Source organism: Nocardia sp. NPDC005825, from assembly GCF_040630175.1.
Classification (GTDB): domain Bacteria; phylum Actinomycetota; class Actinomycetes; order Mycobacteriales; family Mycobacteriaceae; genus Nocardia.
In genome coordinates this window covers 309,516-326,496 of record NZ_JBEXXC010000003.1, presented here as the reverse complement: position 1 = coordinate 326,496, position 16,981 = coordinate 309,516, and the positions used below count along the sequence as shown (strand labels likewise).

Annotated in this window: 11 protein-coding genes and 1 tRNA gene; 6 read left to right on the top strand and 6 right to left on the bottom strand. The window is 67.3% G+C overall.

The genetic code is table 11. From position 1 onward, the window contains the following. Positions 1–9 precede the first annotated feature (9 nt). On the top strand, positions 10–750 hold the full coding sequence (locus ABZ382_RS10300) for a thioredoxin domain-containing protein (RefSeq protein ID WP_357086528.1): 741 nt from the start codon (positions 10–12) through the stop codon (positions 748–750). 201 nt (positions 751–951) lie between these two features. Here the strand turns inward: ABZ382_RS10300 and ABZ382_RS10295 are convergent, their stop codons facing one another. After that, positions 952–2,718, bottom strand: coding sequence for a DUF222 domain-containing protein (locus ABZ382_RS10295; protein ID WP_357086526.1), 1,767 nt, complete (start codon positions 2,716–2,718; stop codon positions 952–954). Positions 2,719–2,847: 129 nt separating this feature from the next. Here ABZ382_RS10295 and ABZ382_RS10290 point away from each other — a divergent pair. Then, positions 2,848–2,920 (top strand) — tRNA-Ala (locus ABZ382_RS10290). 670 nt (positions 2,921–3,590) lie between these two features. Then, the gene (locus tag ABZ382_RS10285; RefSeq protein WP_357086524.1) at positions 3,591–6,146 is read left to right on the top strand and encodes an Ig-like domain repeat protein; all 2,556 of its coding nucleotides are present in this window, start codon (positions 3,591–3,593) and stop codon (positions 6,144–6,146) included. Between the two features lie 88 nt (positions 6,147–6,234). On the opposite strand, the gene ABZ382_RS10280 is transcribed toward ABZ382_RS10285, so the two are convergent. Next, entirely contained in the window at positions 6,235–8,019 is a 1,785-nt protein-coding gene (locus ABZ382_RS10280; protein ID WP_357086522.1) for a serine/threonine-protein kinase PknD, read from the bottom strand. A gap of 432 nt (positions 8,020–8,451) precedes the next feature. Then, a complete protein-coding gene (locus tag ABZ382_RS10275; protein ID WP_357086520.1) occupies positions 8,452–8,751 on the bottom strand; it encodes a hypothetical protein in 300 nt (99 codons plus the stop codon). Here ABZ382_RS10275 and ABZ382_RS10270 point away from each other — a divergent pair. From ABZ382_RS10270 to ABZ382_RS10260, 3 genes are read left to right on the top strand one after another with little or no spacing between them, the layout of a single operon-like run. After that, entirely contained in the window at positions 8,750–9,082 is a 333-nt protein-coding gene (locus ABZ382_RS10270) for a hypothetical protein (RefSeq protein WP_357086518.1), read from the top strand. The genes ABZ382_RS10275 and ABZ382_RS10270 overlap by 2 nt on opposite strands. Positions 9,083–9,090: 8 nt before the next feature. Beyond that, complete coding sequence (locus tag ABZ382_RS10265; RefSeq protein WP_357086516.1) at positions 9,091–9,627, top strand: hypothetical protein; 537 nt, start codon at positions 9,091–9,093, stop codon at positions 9,625–9,627. Positions 9,628–9,680: 53 nt separating this feature from the next. Then, positions 9,681–12,251 carry an FHA domain-containing protein gene (locus tag ABZ382_RS10260; protein ID WP_357086514.1) on the top strand — a complete coding sequence of 857 codons (2,571 nt, stop codon included), beginning with the start codon at positions 9,681–9,683 and terminating at the stop codon, positions 12,249–12,251. Between the two features lie 421 nt (positions 12,252–12,672). On the opposite strand, the gene ABZ382_RS10255 is transcribed toward ABZ382_RS10260, so the two are convergent. The 3 genes from ABZ382_RS10255 to ABZ382_RS10245 form a co-directional block, all read right to left on the bottom strand. Further along, on the bottom strand, positions 12,673–13,305 hold the full coding sequence (locus ABZ382_RS10255; protein ID WP_357086512.1) for a hypothetical protein: 633 nt from the start codon (positions 13,303–13,305) through the stop codon (positions 12,673–12,675). 80 nt (positions 13,306–13,385) lie between these two features. Beyond that, entirely contained in the window at positions 13,386–14,702 is a 1,317-nt protein-coding gene (locus tag ABZ382_RS10250) for a DUF2786 domain-containing protein (protein ID WP_357086510.1), read from the bottom strand. A gap of 86 nt (positions 14,703–14,788) precedes the next feature. Continuing rightward, a complete protein-coding gene (locus ABZ382_RS10245) occupies positions 14,789–16,981 on the bottom strand; it encodes an MMPL family transporter (RefSeq protein ID WP_357086508.1) in 2,193 nt (730 codons plus the stop codon).

The following is a 16,981-nucleotide window of genomic DNA, read 5'->3' as shown; positions in this document are numbered from 1 at the left end:
GTGGTGCGGGTGAGCAATCCGACTTCGAAGCACACGCCGCAGCCGGTCTCGAGCAAGACCACCTATGCGCTGGCCGGGGTGGCGGTGGTGGTGATCCTGCTGATCGTGTTCGCGGTGTTCCAGTGGAACCGCGGTGGCGGGGACGCGGTGCGCAACGACGGGTACGGGTCGGCGCACGATCCGGCCGTGGAGGTGGCGCTGGACTCCGACGGGGCCATCGTGCTGGGGAAGCCCAAGGTGGCGAAAACCCTTGACATCTACGAGGATCCACTGTGCCCGGCGTGCGGCCAGATGGAGAAGGTGAACGGCCAGGAGATCGCCCAGCAGGTCGACGAGGGCAAGCTCGCTGTGCGGTACCGGCTGGTGAACTTCCTCGACTCCCGCTCGGGCAGCAAGGACTACTCCACCCGCGCCGTCGCCGCCAACGAATGCGTCGCGCAGGACGGGAACGGCCCGGTGTACGCCAAGTTCCACGAGCTGCTCTTCACCACGAAGCAGCCCTCCGAAGGCGGCTCCGACCACGACAACAAGGAACTCGCCGCCATCGCCAAGGAAGCGGGCGCGAGCGACTCCGTCGCCAAGTGCATCACCTCCGGCGACCGCGCCGACACCGCCCGGGCCCACGCCACCGCCGCCCTCGAGGCCCTCGGTGACGCCCTGAACGGCCCGGCTGCCACCCCGTCGGTCTTCCTCGACGGCAAGAAGATCGACCGCGGCAACGCGGACTGGGTGCTCAGCGCCGCGAAATAGGCTGCGGAACAGCGGTCTTCGAACAACCGGTTCAGGCCGGGCAGCCGACTCCTGCGAGTCGGCGGCCCGGCCTGTCTCCTGCGGTGGTATCCACTGCGATTGGGTGGGGTGCGGCCCATCAAGGGAACGGGGACGGTGAGCCGCACCCCGGGCAGGGGGCCGAGCCGGGGGCTCGGTCCCTTGGTTCGGGGTGGTGGACGGTCAGTGGGGGACCGGGTGGGTGGGGGATTCGGGGATGTCGTTGTCGGCTGTGGTGCGGGAGAGCTGGGGGTGGATGAGGACGTGGGATTCGAGGGGGTAGGCCAGGTCGGTGGTGAAATAGCTTCCGGCCGTGGCGGGTTCGGTGGGGACCGGGCGGAGGTGGGGCGGCTTGGCGGGGGCGTCGATGTCGGTGTGGGGGAAGAGGTAGCGGGCGCCCTCGCGGATGGTTTCGTGGGTTTCGCCGCTCGGGTCGATCCAGCGCATGCGGTCGGTGTCGGCGAGGTAGACGCGCCAGGGGTGTTTGCCCTTGTCCGCCAGGGACTTCAGGCGGTTGTGGTGGGTGCAGAGCACGGCGCGGTAGCCGGAGTTCGGTTGCGCGGGGAGGTGGGGGAGCGGGCCGAACTGGATGAGGGAGGTCTCGGCGGCGGGCATGGTGCAGCCGGGGAAGCGGCAGAAGCCGTCGAGGGCGCGCACCTCGCGGGCCGGGGCGTTCGAGAAGGGGCGCACCGCGGCGACTTTGGCGCGTTTGCGCAGTGGCGCGGACGGGGGAGCCGGTTCGGCGGGCCGGGCGGGACGTTCCGGTGCTGCCGGGCTGTCGGCGGTGGTGAGGCGGCCGCGATCCACCCGGGGCGTGGTGGGGGCGTCGTCCTGCGTGCGACGCTGACGGAGGTGGGCGGCGGCCGCTCGTTCCCAGGGGGCTTCGGCGGCGATCCGCGTCCGCCGGGTCCGGCGCGGACTCGGAACGCCCACGCTGACGGATTCCTTTGTCTCCGAAGTGCTTTCCTCGGGCGTCGATTTCGCTGACCCGGCCGAAGGCGACGAGGTGGCGTCGTCCTCGCTCGGGCCCGGAGCGGCGTCCTCCGGGAAGTACTCGGGGATGACCTGGAAGCGGGCGTGTTCGGCGAGCGAGCGGGCCAGGGCGGCGTCGATGGGGCCGTAGCCGGAGAGGAAGGCGGGGTCGTCGCGCAGGCCGAGGAGGGTTTCGGCGGACACCCCGACCTGGATGAGCGGACGGCGAGGCGTGGTGGGGGTGCTGGCCTTGGGGCAGTCGAGTTCCTTGCCGCATTCGCAGTGCAGCCGGCCCGAACCGTCGGCGAGGGCGATGAGCGCGTCGGCCCGGCGCTGCGACATGGTGCGCGGATCGTCCTCGCACACTTGCAGACTCATCTCCCGCAGCCGCATGGCGAGCGCCTGCGCTCCCGCGGCGGGCAGCAGCCCGTCGAACACGGCCATCCCGTCCTGCACCGCGCGAATCCGGACGTCGCGATCCTGTTCCCGCGCCTCGCGCCGCCGCGTCTCGCCGTCGGGATCGAGCCGCGTCACCCAGCGCTGCGCGGTCTGCCGCAACCGGACCGGGTCCGACCGCAGCGCCGCGTCGATCAGCTTGGGCTCCAGGACTTCTCGTATCTCCCGCGGCATCCCCCGCAGGCAGTCCGTGATCACCTGCACGCGCGACAGATCGATCCGGCCCGCCGCGAACGCCAGTTTGGTCTGGGGTAGCGAGTCCAGCGCGAGCCCGATGTCGATGAGCGCCGCCGCCACCCCCTCCGGCACCTGCACCGCTACCGCGATCTCCGCCGCGGCGAACTCCCCAGCCCGCACCCCGCCGGCGCCCGGTGCGGCGTTCGCGGCGCGATGGCGGCGATACACCTCCCGCACCGCTGTGATTTCCGCCGCCTGTGCGAACGCCGCCGCCCCATGTGCCCGCCGCAGCGCGTCGACCAGCTCGTCCTCGCCCATCGCCTCCACCTCTCGGCTATCGAACATGCGTTCGAGACTACCTCCGAAAGATCGCCGCCGCCAGCTCTTGTCCAGGCGATTTGGTTTGTACGCCACCGGTCGTGTAACTTCGTTCAAGCAAGCGGGGCAACGCCCGGCTGGTAGAAAAGTGAACACGGGGCTATGGCGCAGCTGGTAGCGCACCACACTGGCAGTGTGGGGGTCAGGGGTTCGAGTCCCCTTAGCTCCACCCATTGATTCAGGTCAGGTCCGGTCTTGTACCGGGCCTGACCTGTTTTTGTTCCGCCTACCCCGCGCTTACCCGCGGTTTCGATTCAATGTTCATCGTTCCGTCGTGTCGGGTGGCGTGGCCAGTCGCCGGCTCCCGGAGTCACCCGGCCGCAATCTGGTGAGACCTAGGTGTCGACCGCCTGGCGCCGCACGGGACGATCGCCGGAGTGGCCAGCGGGTGCCGGAAGAACGGCGCATCCACTGTCTTGCCGGGCAATCGAGCGGAGTATTTGCCGACGTGCCCGGATCGTTACCTTCGGCCGAACTGGGCAGATGTCCAAAATCGGCGTCGAACCCGCCGGTAATTTTGTGAAACGACGATATTTCTGAATGGATCAACCTATGGTGAGCGCGCTTGCCCCAGACGAGATCATAGGAGATCACAGCAGTACGGATCAGAACAAATGCCGAGAGCAAAGCTTCCGAAATCTCTCGGTCGTAGCCTCCGCTGAAACCCCTGAGTCTGCGTAACCGCCGGCGTTGCGTGATTCAGCGATCGAATGTTGTTGATGATCGCTGGATTTGACCTTTCCGGATACCAGCGCCCAGTGGGGCGATGCGCGTTCCGTCCCGCTGCCCGCGATCGAATTCCGAACGAGCGCCCCGAATTCTCTTCTCCAGGAATAACAATGACAAATCGACATGTCGCCCGCAAACTTGCCGCGACCACCACGGCCGCGAGCGCTCTGGCGCTGTTCGGCACCGGCGCCGCGGACGCGAACCCCGGGAACATCACGTGGTCCGACGGCTCCTCGCAGTTCACCCGGACCATCAGCAACGTGTCCCCGGCCGAGGGCGACACCATCACGGTCTCCACCCAGTTCAGCCGTAACAGCTGGACCGACGAGTACATCTACAACATCAAGGACCGGCACCCGGCCTGTACCACCTATGTACCGGGTTCGGCCACCATGGGTGGCAGCGCGGTGTCGAATCCCGAAGTAGTCGCCGACGAGGGCAACGGCGGCGGCTACGTGCGAGCGTCGTTCGGCGCCACCTCCTGGGTGGTCCAGAACCGGCCGGGCTTCCACAGCTCCCCGACCTTCAGCGTGCAGTACAAGGTCGGTCACGGCTGTGCCCGCGGGGCCGCTATGACCACCGGCATGGATTACGGCGGGTCGCTCGGCTCGGGGTCGTACGGCACTCAGGGCCCGTCGATCACGGTGGGCAAGAACGCCACGACCACCACCCTGGCCCCGGTCTCGGGCGCCCGCGCGGGCCAGCCGGTCACGTTGACGGCCACGGTGACCGGTGGCTCGGCCGGTGACACGATCGGTTTCTCCGACGGCGGCACCCAGATCGGTACCGGCACCCTGGACGCCACCGGCACCGCGACCTACCAATGGACACCGACGGTGGGCGGCAACCACACCCTGACCGCGCAGTACCCAGGCACCGCGTTCGCCAACGCATCGCAGTCCGCACCGCAGACCGTGAACGTCGTCGCCGATGTCGCCTCCACCATCACTCTCAACCCGGTGACCGGTGCGAAGGTCGGTACCGCGACCACCCTCACGGCCAAGGTGACTCCTAACGCGGCCGGTGGCACCGTCCAGTTCGCTGACGGCACTACGGTTCTGGGGACCGGGCAGGTCGATGGGACCGGTACCGCCACTCTCCATTGGACTCCCTCGGCTGCTGGTGCGCACACGTTGACCGCGACGTTCTCGGGGCGTGACGGTGTCACCGGATCCAACACGACCGCACAGGCGGACGTTGCCGCGGCCGATGTCGCTTCCACCACCGTCCTCAACCCGGTGACGGGCGCGAAGGTGGGCACCGCGACCACCCTCACGGCCAAGGTGACTCCCGCCGCGGCCGGCGGCACGGTCGAGTTCGCCGATGGCGCAACCGTGCTGGGGACCGGCCAGGTCGATGGGACCGGGACCGCGACCTTCCAGTGGACTCCCTCGGCTGCTGGTGCGCACACGCTGACCGCGACGTTCTCGGGGCGTGACGGAGTCACCGGGTCCAACACCACCGGGCAGGTATCGGTCGCTGCGGCCGATGTCGCTTCCACCACCGTCCTCAACCCGGTGACGGGTGCGAAGGTGGGCACCGCGACCACGTTGACTGCGACGGTCACTCCTGCAGCGGCGGGTGGCACGGTCCAGTTCGCCGATGGCACTACGGTTCTGGGGACCGGGCAGGTCGATGGGACCGGTACCGCCACTCTCCAGTGGACTCCCTCGGCTGCCGGGGCGCACACGTTGACCGCGACGTTCTCCGGACGGGACGGTGTCACCGGATCCAACACCACCGCACAGGCGGACGTTGCCGCGGCCGACGTCGCTTCCACCACCGTCCTCAACCCGGTGACGGGCGCGAAGGTCGGTACCCCGACCACCCTCACAGCCAAGGTGACTCCCGGCGCGGCGGGTGGCTCGGTCCAGTTCGCTGACGGCACAACCATTCTGGGGACCGGGCAGGTCGACGCGACCGGAACCGCCACCCTCCAGTGGACTCCTTCGGTTGCCGGGGCGCACACGTTGACCGCGACGTTCTCGGGCCGTGACGGTGTCACCGGATCCAACACCACGGCACAGGCGGACGTTGCCGCGGCCGATGTCGCTTCCACCACCGTCCTCAATCCGGTGACGGGCGCGAAGGTGGGCACCGCGACCACGTTGACCGCGACGGTGACCCCTGCCGCGGCCGGAGGCACCATCGAATTCGCTGACGGCACTACGGTTCTGGGGACCGGGCAGGTCGATGGGACCGGGACCGCGACCTTCCAGTGGACTCCCTCGGCTGCTGGTGCGCACACGCTGACCGCGACCTTCTCGGGGCGTGACGGTGTCACCGGATCCAACACCACAACTCCGGTGAACGTCGCTGCGGCCGACAGCAATTCCACTGTGACCGTCAACCCGGTCACAGGAGCCACCGTCGGTACCGCGATCACCCTGACGGCGAAGGTCAGCCCCGCAAACGCGGGCGGCACCATCACCTTCACCGACGGTGGCACCGTCATCGGCACCACCGCCCAGGTCGGCGCTGACGGCACCGCCACCATCACGTGGACCCCCACCACCGCCGGCAGCCACATCATCACCGCCGACTACTCCGGCAACGGCACGGTCAACGCGTCCACCACTACGGTAACGATCACCGTCGCACCCACCGGAGGCACCGGCACCGGCACCGGCAGCTCCCTGCCCGGCAGCCTCGGTTCCAACCGCTGAACAAGAGCTACCGCGGTGCATGTTCCCAGCCGGTACGGCCGGGGACATGCACCGCACTTCGGTGATCATTCAACGCGGAACGGGGGGCTCAGCCGACCGGGAGTTTCACCACCGGATCGGGGCCCTGGTCGGTGATGTAAACGTTTCCCGCCCTATCGACGGCCACACCCTGGGGATTCTTCAGGCCGGTGAACGGCAGCGGGGTCGGTGTCGATGCGCCCGCCGCCAACCTCACCACCCATTGATTACCCCAGTCGACGACGTACAAGTCTCCCGTCGCGTCGACCGCCACACCCTGGGGATCCTTGAGCCCGGTGAACGGCAGCGAGGTCGCCGTCGACGCGCCCGCCGCCAATTTCAGGACCCGCTCGGTACTCAATTCGGTGACGTATACGTTTCCCGCCGTGTCGACCGCCACCCCGTGGGGGTCTTGGAGCCCCGTGAACGGCAACGGCGTCGGCGTGGATGCGCCCGCCGCCAGCTTCACCACCCGATCATTACCCCGGTCGCTGACGTACACGTTTCCCGCCGTGTCGGCCGCCACACCCTGGGGATCCTTGAGCCCGGTGAACGGCAGCGAGGTCGGCGTGGATGCGCCCGCCGCCAATTTCATCACCCGATTGTTACTCGTGTCGGTGACGTAAATGTTGCCCACCGTGTCGACCGCCACGCCCTGGGGATTATTCAGGCCGGTGAACGGCAGCGGGGTCGGCGTGGATGCGCCCGCCGCCAATTTCATCACCCGATCGTTACCCATGTCGGTGACGTACACAGTGCCCGCCGCGTCGACAGCCACATCGGTGGGCAAGCTGACGCCGGTGAACGGCAGTGGAGTCTGTGCCGAGTAGCCCGCGGTGATAGGCGTGGGCGAGTTGCCACCGCCTGATCCGAGGCGGACGCCGATGATGGTGGCCACCACAGTAACCGCGACCGCGGCGGCGAGCAGCCCGGCGGTCTTGGGCGACAATCTGATTCGCCGCCCATGGCGCGCTGCCACGGCCACGGTGGTGCCGACCGCGGAATCGCCCACCGCGGCGCGGGCGGCCGCGGCCAGCTCGCGCACTGTCTGGTAACGATCGTCGGGCTCTTTGGCCATTCCCTTGGCGATGATCGCATCGAACGCAGCCGGTACATCGGGCGTAATGGTGCTGGGTCGTGGCGGCGGGGTATGCAGGTGATGGGCGATCACACCCTGCACGCCCGCTGCGCTCGTAAACGGTGGTTGGCCGGTCAGGCACTGATACAGCACGCACGTCAACGCGTACACGTCCGCTCGGGCATCGGCCTTGACCTCCGCGGTGATCTCCTCCGGCGCCATGTAGGCGACGGTGCCGAGGGTCTCGCCGACCGTGGTCAGCGTCCGGTCATCGGTGGCGTGGGCGATCCCGAAGTCGATCAGGTAGGCGAACTCATCGGCCCCCAGCAGGATGTTGGAGGGTTTGACATCGCGATGGACCAGCCCGACGTCGTGGGCCGCCTGCAGCGCGGCGGCCACCTGTACGCAGATCGCCACTGCCCGCCGCGGCGACAAGGCCCCTTCTCGGCTGATCACCGCGCGCAGGTCGGTGCCCTCGATCAAGCGCATGTTCAGATACAGCCGACCGTCGATGTCGCCGAAATCGTGGATGGGGATCACATGCGGCTCGGCCAACTGCGCCACCGCCCGACACTCCCGGCGAAACCGTTCGCGCAGCTCCTCGTCATCGGCGAAGCGCTCGGGCAACACCTTGACCGCCACCACCCGGTTGGTCAGCGAATCATGCGCCCGCCACACCTGGCCCATGCCACCGTGCCCCAGCAGCGACAACAGCCGATAGCGCCCGAACACCTCCGCTGAGGTGGTGTCTCTGCCACCAACTGACGTGTCGTCCATTATGTCGTCCCGTGACCACCCGACTGGCAAACGGTGTACTTGCCTGCGATCCAACCCCCGCCCGAGCTGGTACCCCACCCTCGTCGATTCAGCCAGGCCAGACAGTCGAGAGTCGGCGCTATCCGCCAACAAACCTGTAGCAACTCGAGCGTACCTCTTTGCCTGTGATTCAACCGTGTGGCACCGGTGTAGCCGGTGTCTGCCAGCCGGACGACCACGCAACGGACCTGCGCGGCGGTTACCGCGTGGCCGCCGACGATAACCGGAGCACCACGCAGTCCCCGGGCGACGCCGGAATTCGATCGCCGCCTGGAACTGCTGGACATGCGACCGTATTCACGTGGGAGTCCAGGCTCGGGAACCGCCCCGACAAGAGCAGTCGGCTTCAGTGACAAGGGTATGCGTCGGCGCGCGCAGTAATTTCGGTCGCTCTTACTCGCCGGCGCGTTCCCGTGGCCCCTCGATCACTGCGTCCACACACTGCTGCAGTACCATCATGTCGAGCGTGAAAACCTCATCCAGATCGACTTCCGCCGGGTTGTCGATCGTCGTGTACACCACGATGCCTGCCCAAAACCGTTTGATGGCCTTCAGGATCTCGACTGCCTCGACGAACAGATCGGTGTCGAGCCGCTCGTTCGGATCGACGATGTACTTGATGAGTTCGCGGGTGACCGCGTGCCGGTGGTCGTATATATCGCAGGACGGCAAGGGCGACGCTGCCCGCCACATGTACTGGAACGCCCGGATGACGCAGGAGTTCGGTGCCGACTGGACCGATAGGTACACGACCGCGCACGAGAAAACCGGCGGTAACGTGGCGGCCCGCGAAGCCATGGATCTCTACAACAACCATCTCGGCCGTGACATCGGGCAAGACAAGAACACCGACGACGCCACTCTCCGTGCCCAGGTGCTGGATACGATCGACAACGGCAAGGCCGTCGTGATCGTGGCCGGTCCCGACGGGAAGTCGCCACAGCTCGCATGGAGCAGAGACACCCCGACCGATAAGACGATCGTGGGTCCCGGTGTCGGCATTCCCCTACCAGCGACGAAATGAGGACGCCGATGAGGACGCTCATGCGGGCCGCACTGTCGACCGCTCTGGTTGGGCTGGTTGCTTCGTGTGGAGTGGCCGGACCGCCGAAATCGCATGTGCAGGAGCAGGAGTCGCGAGATTGTAGTCGCGGAACCTTCGACTTCGGTGCTTCGAGCGCGGCGCAGCCGCTGGGCTCCAGTAAGGCTCTTTATCAGAAGATGCTGGAGGCCCAGGAGAACAAGCAGACGATCCCTGTTCTCGATATCACCCACGCCGCGGGTTGGTCCGACGAGTGGGATCGGATGGTCGATGTCGGCGAGCACACGAACCAGGCCGAACTGAATTCCCGCGCCCAGACGCCCGGTTACTGCTGGAAGGGCCTGCCCCCCACGTCTGCCATGTCCGACCGCCCATCGGATGGGTACTACTTGTTCGTTCGCGACAACAAGCCAGTCCAGTTCATCCAATACCGACCCAGCATGTATCCCATCCTGATGCTGACGGGCGTGGTGGTGACGAAGGAATCTGTACTGACGTATTACGGTTCGAAGCTCAAGCCGCAGTAGCCGCCCCCGGTGAGCTCGCATATGAGGTAACGGAATTCGGCGCATGAAACAAGTTGAGAAGTATTCGGCTTCGATCTTGCTTCGGATTCACTCGCATTGGTATTTCGAACCCCGTCAGCATTCGCCGCGGCAGTTCGGCAGGGTCGTATACTCCCGTTATGGCGGATGTGCGGTCCTCCACGGAATTTCCGGAGTCGCCTGTTCTCGTGGTGCAGACGCGAGAACACGTTTATCGGCTGCGCGCCGGGGGTGTGTACAACATCGGCCGCGATCCGACCGCCGATATTCATGTCACCGATCCGCGTGTTTCGGCCGTGCACGCTGTGCTGGAGCGCGGATCGAACGGTTGGGAAATCGAGGACGCGCACAGCCTGAACGGCACCTTTTTCGAGGGCCATCGCGTCGAGCGGATGCTGATCGACCACGACGAGACGTTCCAGCTGGGGCATGCCAAAGATGGTGCGCAGCTGGCCTGCTCGCTGGAATCACCCAACCCCGCCCCCGAGCCCGAACCCGATGACGACTTCGGTGGGGACACGATGGTCGTCCCCAATCCTGGCTATGACCTGGACGATGAAGCCACAGTCACCCTGTTCGAGCCGGGCCTGCCCCGCCGAGTGTCGCGGACGTCGCCTCCGGCCACCCAGCCCACCGCGGTGGTACGGATCGTCTCGGGCACGCTCCGGATCGGACGAGCCGCCGACAACGACATCGTCGTGGCCGACCTCATGGTGTCTCGCCATCACGCCGAACTACAGGTGATCGCCGACGGCAAATATCGAGTCGTCGACCTCGACAGTCACAACGGCACCTATGTCAACGGCCACCGGATCGAGACCGCGGACCTGTCCGAATCCGACTTGATCGGTATGGGACACACCACCTACCGGCTCGTCGGCAACGAACTGCGTGAGTCCGTCGACACCGGTGACATCTCGGTCTGTGTCCAGAACCTGATCGTGCGGACACCGGAAGGCAAAGTGCTGCTCGACGACGTGACCTTCCCCATCGCGCAGCGCTCACTCGTCGGGGTCATCGGACCCAGCGGAGCGGGCAAGTCGACACTGTTGGGCGCGGTCACCGGGATGCGGCCCGCGACCGAGGGGACCGTCCGCTACGACGGCCGCGACCTGTACACCGATTACGACGAGCTGAGACACCGGATCGGACTGGTTCCGCAGGAGGACATCCTGCACAACCAGCTCCCGACGCGACGCGCCCTGCTCTACGCGGCCGAGCTGCGCTTCCCCGGTGACACCGCCCGTGAGGAGCGCGAGCAGCGAGTCGACGAAGTCCTCGACGAACTCGGCTTGACGCGGCATGCCGACACCCGCATCGATCGGCTCTCCGGCGGGCAACGCAAACGGGTCAGCGTCGCATTGGAACTGCTGACGAAACCGTCGCTGTTGTTCCTCGACGAACCGACCTCCGGCCTGGATCCCGGCCTGGACAAGACGGTCATGGAAATGCTGTCCGAACTCGCCCACGACGGGCGGACCGTCATCGTCGTGACCCACAGCGTGGCGAATCTCGATTCCTGTGACCGCCTTCTGGTGCTGGTGCCCGGCGGCAAGCTCGCCTATTACGGACCGCCCGCAGAGGGATTGCAGGAGTTCGGGCAGCGCACCTGGGCCGAGGTGTTCCAGGCATTCGACCGGGACGAGGACCGCGACTGGGCCGGTGAGTTCCGGAACTCCCCGCGCTTCGAGCACTACGTCGATGTCGCGCCGACCAACGACATCGGACCGGCGGAAGTACACACACCGGCAGTACCGCCGCCCGCGCGGCAGTCCAAACTCAGCCAGCTCAGCACCCTGTGCCGGCGGTATCTGGCGGTCATCGCCTCGGACCGCAGTTATCTGGCGCTACTCGGCGCGATGCCGCTGCTGCTGGGCGGTTTGATCGCCGCGGTGCCGGCGGGCGCGGGTTTCACCGGGGCGCCGGGAACCAACGAAGATGCCTCCACCAAGCTCATGATCTTGATTTTCGGTGCCTGCTTCGTCGGCACCGGCAACGCGATTCGCGAGATCGTCAAGGAACAGACGATCTACCGCAGAGAACGCGCGGCAGGACTGTCGGCGGGGGTCTATCTGATGTCGAAACTGCTGGTCTTGGGTGTGATCACCATCCTTCAGGCGGCGGTATTGTTCGTGATCGGCACTATCGGCACGAGCTTCCCGCCGAGCGGGATATTCACTTCGGTCCAGCTGGAGTTGATCTTGGCGATGGCGATGCTGGGCATCGCATCGCTGACGTTGGGCTTGCTGGTATCGGCTTCGGTGAGCACCTCGGAAAAGACACTGCCCCTGCTGATCGTGCTGTCGATGGCGCAACTGGTCCTCACCGGCGGGCTGGTGCGGCTGCCCGGCACGCCCGTCCTGCAACAGCTGTCCTTCCTGTCGCCGTCCCGTTGGGGCTACGGCGCCGGAGCGGCCAGCATCGACCTCGACACCATCACGCCGCACGAGGGCGGGCCGGACCCGCTGTGGAAACACACCATCGGCACCTGGCTGCTCGATATGGGAGTCCTCGCCGGTCTCGCCGCGATCTTCCTCGCGCTGGCCTGGTATCGCCTGCACCGGATGCAGCCACGGCGGCGCGGTGCCCGTTCCGCTCAGAAGTGAGCCCGCTCCGCTTCGTGTGATCCCCAGTGGAGGTACTGACGAGTGTCCACCACTATTCAGGGTCGGTGTCACCAGTTACGGCTGAGGAAACTGCTAGCTAACGTTGAAGAGGAAGTCCTTCCTCGGAAAATGGTGCAAGGAGTTGATCAAATGAAAGCAAGAATCGCCGGGACCGTAGCCGCGACTGCAATCATGCTGTCGCTGGGCCTCGCTGGAGCGTCGGCGGCGTCGGCCAGCGAACCGCAGGCTACGCCCGTGGACGGATCGGTCGGCATCTGTTTCACCATCCCGTTGCCGGGATCCGCAGACTTGGTTTGGTGCCTCTGAGGAAGAGGCTCGGAGAAAGGCGTCCCGCGGCGTCGCATGAGAAAGGCCCGGTCCAGCAGGACCGGGCCTTTTCGGTGGCGACGCCGCGTGGCGGTCAGAGCGTGCCGTTCTCGATGTCCCGCTTCAGTGCAGCCTGGTACGCCTGGTGGGAGGAGACGCCGTTGCTGACGGTGAAGTTGAGCAGCAGGGGGTTGCAGCTGAAGGTGATGTGTTCGTTCACCGCGGTGGTGCCGTTGCCGTTGTCGGTGAACGTCACCTTCTGATGCGTGATGACACCGGGGGTGTCGTAGCTGTCGGTGAGGTAGTACCGGTCGGCCGGGAAGAGGCGCTGTTCGGCCTGGGTTTTCGCGGGGTAGTCGACCGAGCCCATGGGGACGTTCTCCAGCGCGGTGAAATCGATGGTCGTGCTGACGCCGTCGCTGCAGGTGCGGTGGGTGATGATGTCCTTGAGGAACGGGTGGCGGCCGATATCGTTGCGCAGGTTCGAGTAGACCGTCCACACCTTGTCGATCGGGGCGTTGATGGTGATCGGCAGGTCGACCGTGCGTGAGGCGGAACCGGAGGATCCGCTCTTCTCCGAGGCCTGGTACGACGCCCATCCGGTCTGCCAGCCGGCGGTGTACGAGTTCGGGGTGTCGGTACACGTCGGTGCGGAATCCGCCTGCGCTACCGGTGAACCCGTCGCCGCGAACGACAGGGCCATTGCGCATCCCACAAGATATTTCACGGCCGGACTGTAACGTGTTCTTGCGATGTTCGCGCGCGCCGTCATGGATTCGAGACCGACCGGCAGGATCGTAGTACTGATTACCGGCCGATCGGCCGCCGGGCGTCGAGCTGCGCGCGGTCCGCGGCGGCCCGTCCCGCGTCCCAGCCCTCGGCGCTGCGGATGGTGATGCCGCGATTGCGGGCCTGCGGAAACAGCGCGTCGAAGGCCGCGTCGACGGCGAGCTGATGGGAGGCCAGCACCGGCAGCAGCCGTTCGGAGTCGGGTGATTCGGCAATGGTGGCCGCGGTGGCCGCCGCGAGCCGCTCCCCGATGCGGGTGGCGTAGGCGACCAGGAACGATTTCCGGAAGATCCGGCTGCGCGCCCCGTCGTCGGGGGTGTCCTGTCCGCTCGCGATCATCGCCCGGGTGGCCTGCACCAGCAGCGAGGTCGTGAGCAACTCGATGGCCTCGAGATCCGCGTCGTCCCCGACGATGGTGACGAACCCCCACTCCGAGGCCACGATGGCGCGACTGCGATTGGCCTTGGCGACCACGTCCACCAGCAGCGCCTTCGCGTCGACATAGGGGGTGTCGAGCCAGATCCGCCGCGCCCCAGGCAGATCGGGAGCAGAGGTGTCGGCATCGACCAGCACCCGATCGAGCGCGTACTTGGTCATCAACTCCTGCGCCTTGGCCGACAAGGTCTCGGCCTCCTCGGGAAAGGAGGTCGATTCGGCTTTCGCGAGCAACCCCCGCACCCGCCCGAGCACCTTCTCGTCGACGTGGTGATGCACCCCGGCCCGCGGCCGCGCACTGCCCGGCAACGGTCTGATCAGCTCCAATTCCGGCAGCAGAAACAGCAAGGCGAGCGCCTCGACCACGGTCGTGATCGCTTCCCGCGAGGTCAGCATGTGCTCGGCCGCCCACTGCCCGAAGAACGGTTCCGAGTCCGACCACCAGACCCGAGCCTCGATGGCGTCGAGTTGCTCGACCCACGTCTCGTCCATGGTCTCGGCCGTGAAGGGCCGCACATGATCGGCCATTACATCGACGAGGAACCCGGCCGCGAACTCGTCCACCCGCCGTGTCGCCGCCTCGTGCACATCCCCCGGCAGCCACCCGTGCTGAAACACCCGCCGAATGACGTGCCGCCCGGCCAGGTGTACCCCGGATCCGACAATGTGATCCGGCAGCCCGCTCGCCGCGACCTCGTCGGCGAACCGCCCCGCGATCCCGGAATCTCCCCGAGCCGTCTTACTCCCCGCGCCCACCCGCGCCGCGGTCATCGCGGCCGCCAGCACGGCGTTCCCGACCCCCTGCGCGGTCGGCTGGTCGCCCTCGCCGGTCAGGAAGCGAACGTCACCCAGTTGCGCACGCAACTTGGCGGCTCGGTGCTTGCGATTCGGCTTACCCACGGCCATCAACCCTATTTCACGGCCGGATGGCCCCGGTCTCGTCCCATGGGGCTGCCGGTCACGCCGAGCGTGACCGGCAGCCGGGCTCAGCGGGCGTCGGTGGATACCGGTTCGGGCGCAGCGGTTTTCGCGCGTCCGGGCACCCACCAGTTGAGACGGCCCATGGTCTGCATCAGGGCCGGGACCAGGATGGTGCGGATCACGGTGGCGTCGACCAGGACGGCCAGGGTGAGGCCGAGGCCGAAGAGCTGGACGAAGGAGACGTGGGCGAAGACCATGCCCACGAAGGCGATGGCCAGCAGCGCCGCTGCCGCGGTGAAGATTCGTGCGGTGCGCGCGATGCCGACCGCGACCGAACGCCCGGTCTCGCCGGATTCGAGGTACTCCTCACGGATTCGGGACAGGAGGAACACCTCGTAGTCCATGGATACGCCGAAGGCCAGGCAGAACATGAGGATCGGCATGGTGGGGACGAGGTATCCGGTGGGGGTGAAGCCCAGGACGCCGGAGAGGTGGCCGTCCTGGAAGATCCAGACCATGGCTCCGAAGGTGGCTGCCAGGGACAGCACGGTGAGGACGAGAGCCTTGATCGGGAGCACGACGCTGCGGGTGAAGATCAGCAGGACGGCGAACATCGAGATCGCGATCAGGGCCAGTGCCAACGGGACTCGTGCGCCGAGGGCGTGGACGGAGTCGGCGTTGCGGGCGGCGGGGCCGCCGAATTTCACCGGTCCGGGGGCGGGAACCGCCCGGAGGCGGTCGAGTTGTTCGGTCGAGGCGGCGGAGTACGGGTCGAGTCGGGTTCCGATGCGCAGGTAGGTTCCGGAGTCCCCGGCCATGACGGATTGCGGCCCGGCGACCGGCAGGCCACCGGCGTAGACGCCGCCGCTGGACAGCACCGAGCTCACGCCCGGGACCTGGGACAGGGCGCGCGCGTAGTCGGCCACGCGCGCGGTGTCCCCGTGGGTGTCGGGCAGGACGGCGAGGATGCCCGCGGTGAGGTTCTCGGAGAACCCGGTGCGGGAGGCGTCGCCGACCTCCCGGCTGGAGCCGGAGGCCAGCACCCGATCGTCGGCCCACCCGAACCGCACGCCGAGGAACGGCGCCCCGAGCAGCAGCAAGGCCGCGACGACGGCCGCGATGGCGAGGACCGGCCGCTGCATGACGCCGATGGCGAAGCGGTACCACCGGTCCCGTTCCACCGGCTGGGGGACGGGGTCGGGCCGCCCGAGTCTTCGGCGCAGCCACTGCCGAACGTCGAGCGCCTCGACCCGGGTGCCCATGAGCGCGAGCGCCGCGGGCAGCACCAGCAGTGTGGTGAACACCGCCGCGGCGAGCACCGCCAGTCCCGCGTAGGCGAACGACCGCAGGAAGTACAGCGGGAACACCAGCAGCGCCGCGAGCGAAAGCGCCACGGTCAGACCGGAATACAGCACGGTGCGCCCGGCGGTGCGGACGGTGCGGGCCACCGCGTCGACGGGGTCGGAGCCCGCCGCGATCTCCTCCCGGAATCGGCTCACCATGAACAGGCTGGAGTCCAGCGCGACCGCGAACCCCAGTGCGGTGGTCATATTGAGCGCGAAGATGGAGACGTCGCCGACCGCCGCCAGCACCCGCAGCACGGCCAGCGCCGCGCCGATGGTGACCACGCCGACCAGCAACGGCAGCATGGACGCGACGAGGCTGCCGAACACCAGCACCAGCGCGATGCCCGCCAGGGGGATCGCGATGGATTCGATGAGTACCAGGTCGAGGGTGACCTGCTTGCTCATCTGCGCGAGGGCGACGGCCTCACCGCCGGCCCGGACCTGCACCCCGTCCTGGCCGCCGTTGTACTTGTCGGCCAGGGCGCCCGCGAGTTTCGGTGCGGCGGTGTCGTCGCCGCGCGCGTAGGCCACCAGGACCGCGCTGTGGCGGTCGGTGCTGCGCAGCGCGGTGCGCATCTCGGTGGGGACGCTCCAATATGACTGCACCCCTTGGAGATCCGGGTTCGCCTTCAGTTCATCGGTGATCCGCTGTCCCGCCGTGGTGGCGGCGGGTGTGTCGATCCCGTCGGGCGCGGTGAGCACCAGCACGACATTCGGCGCCGCCCCGGGAAAGTGGTCTTCGAGATACCGGTCGACCCAGGTGGATTCGGAGTCCGACGCCTGGAACCCGCCGGATTTCAGATGCATCGGCGCCGACCATCCGATGGCGTAGCACAGGATGGCGGCGAGCCCCGCGAGCACCAGGACGGCACGCGCGCGACGCTGGGCGAAGTGGGCGATGGCGAGCAGCAC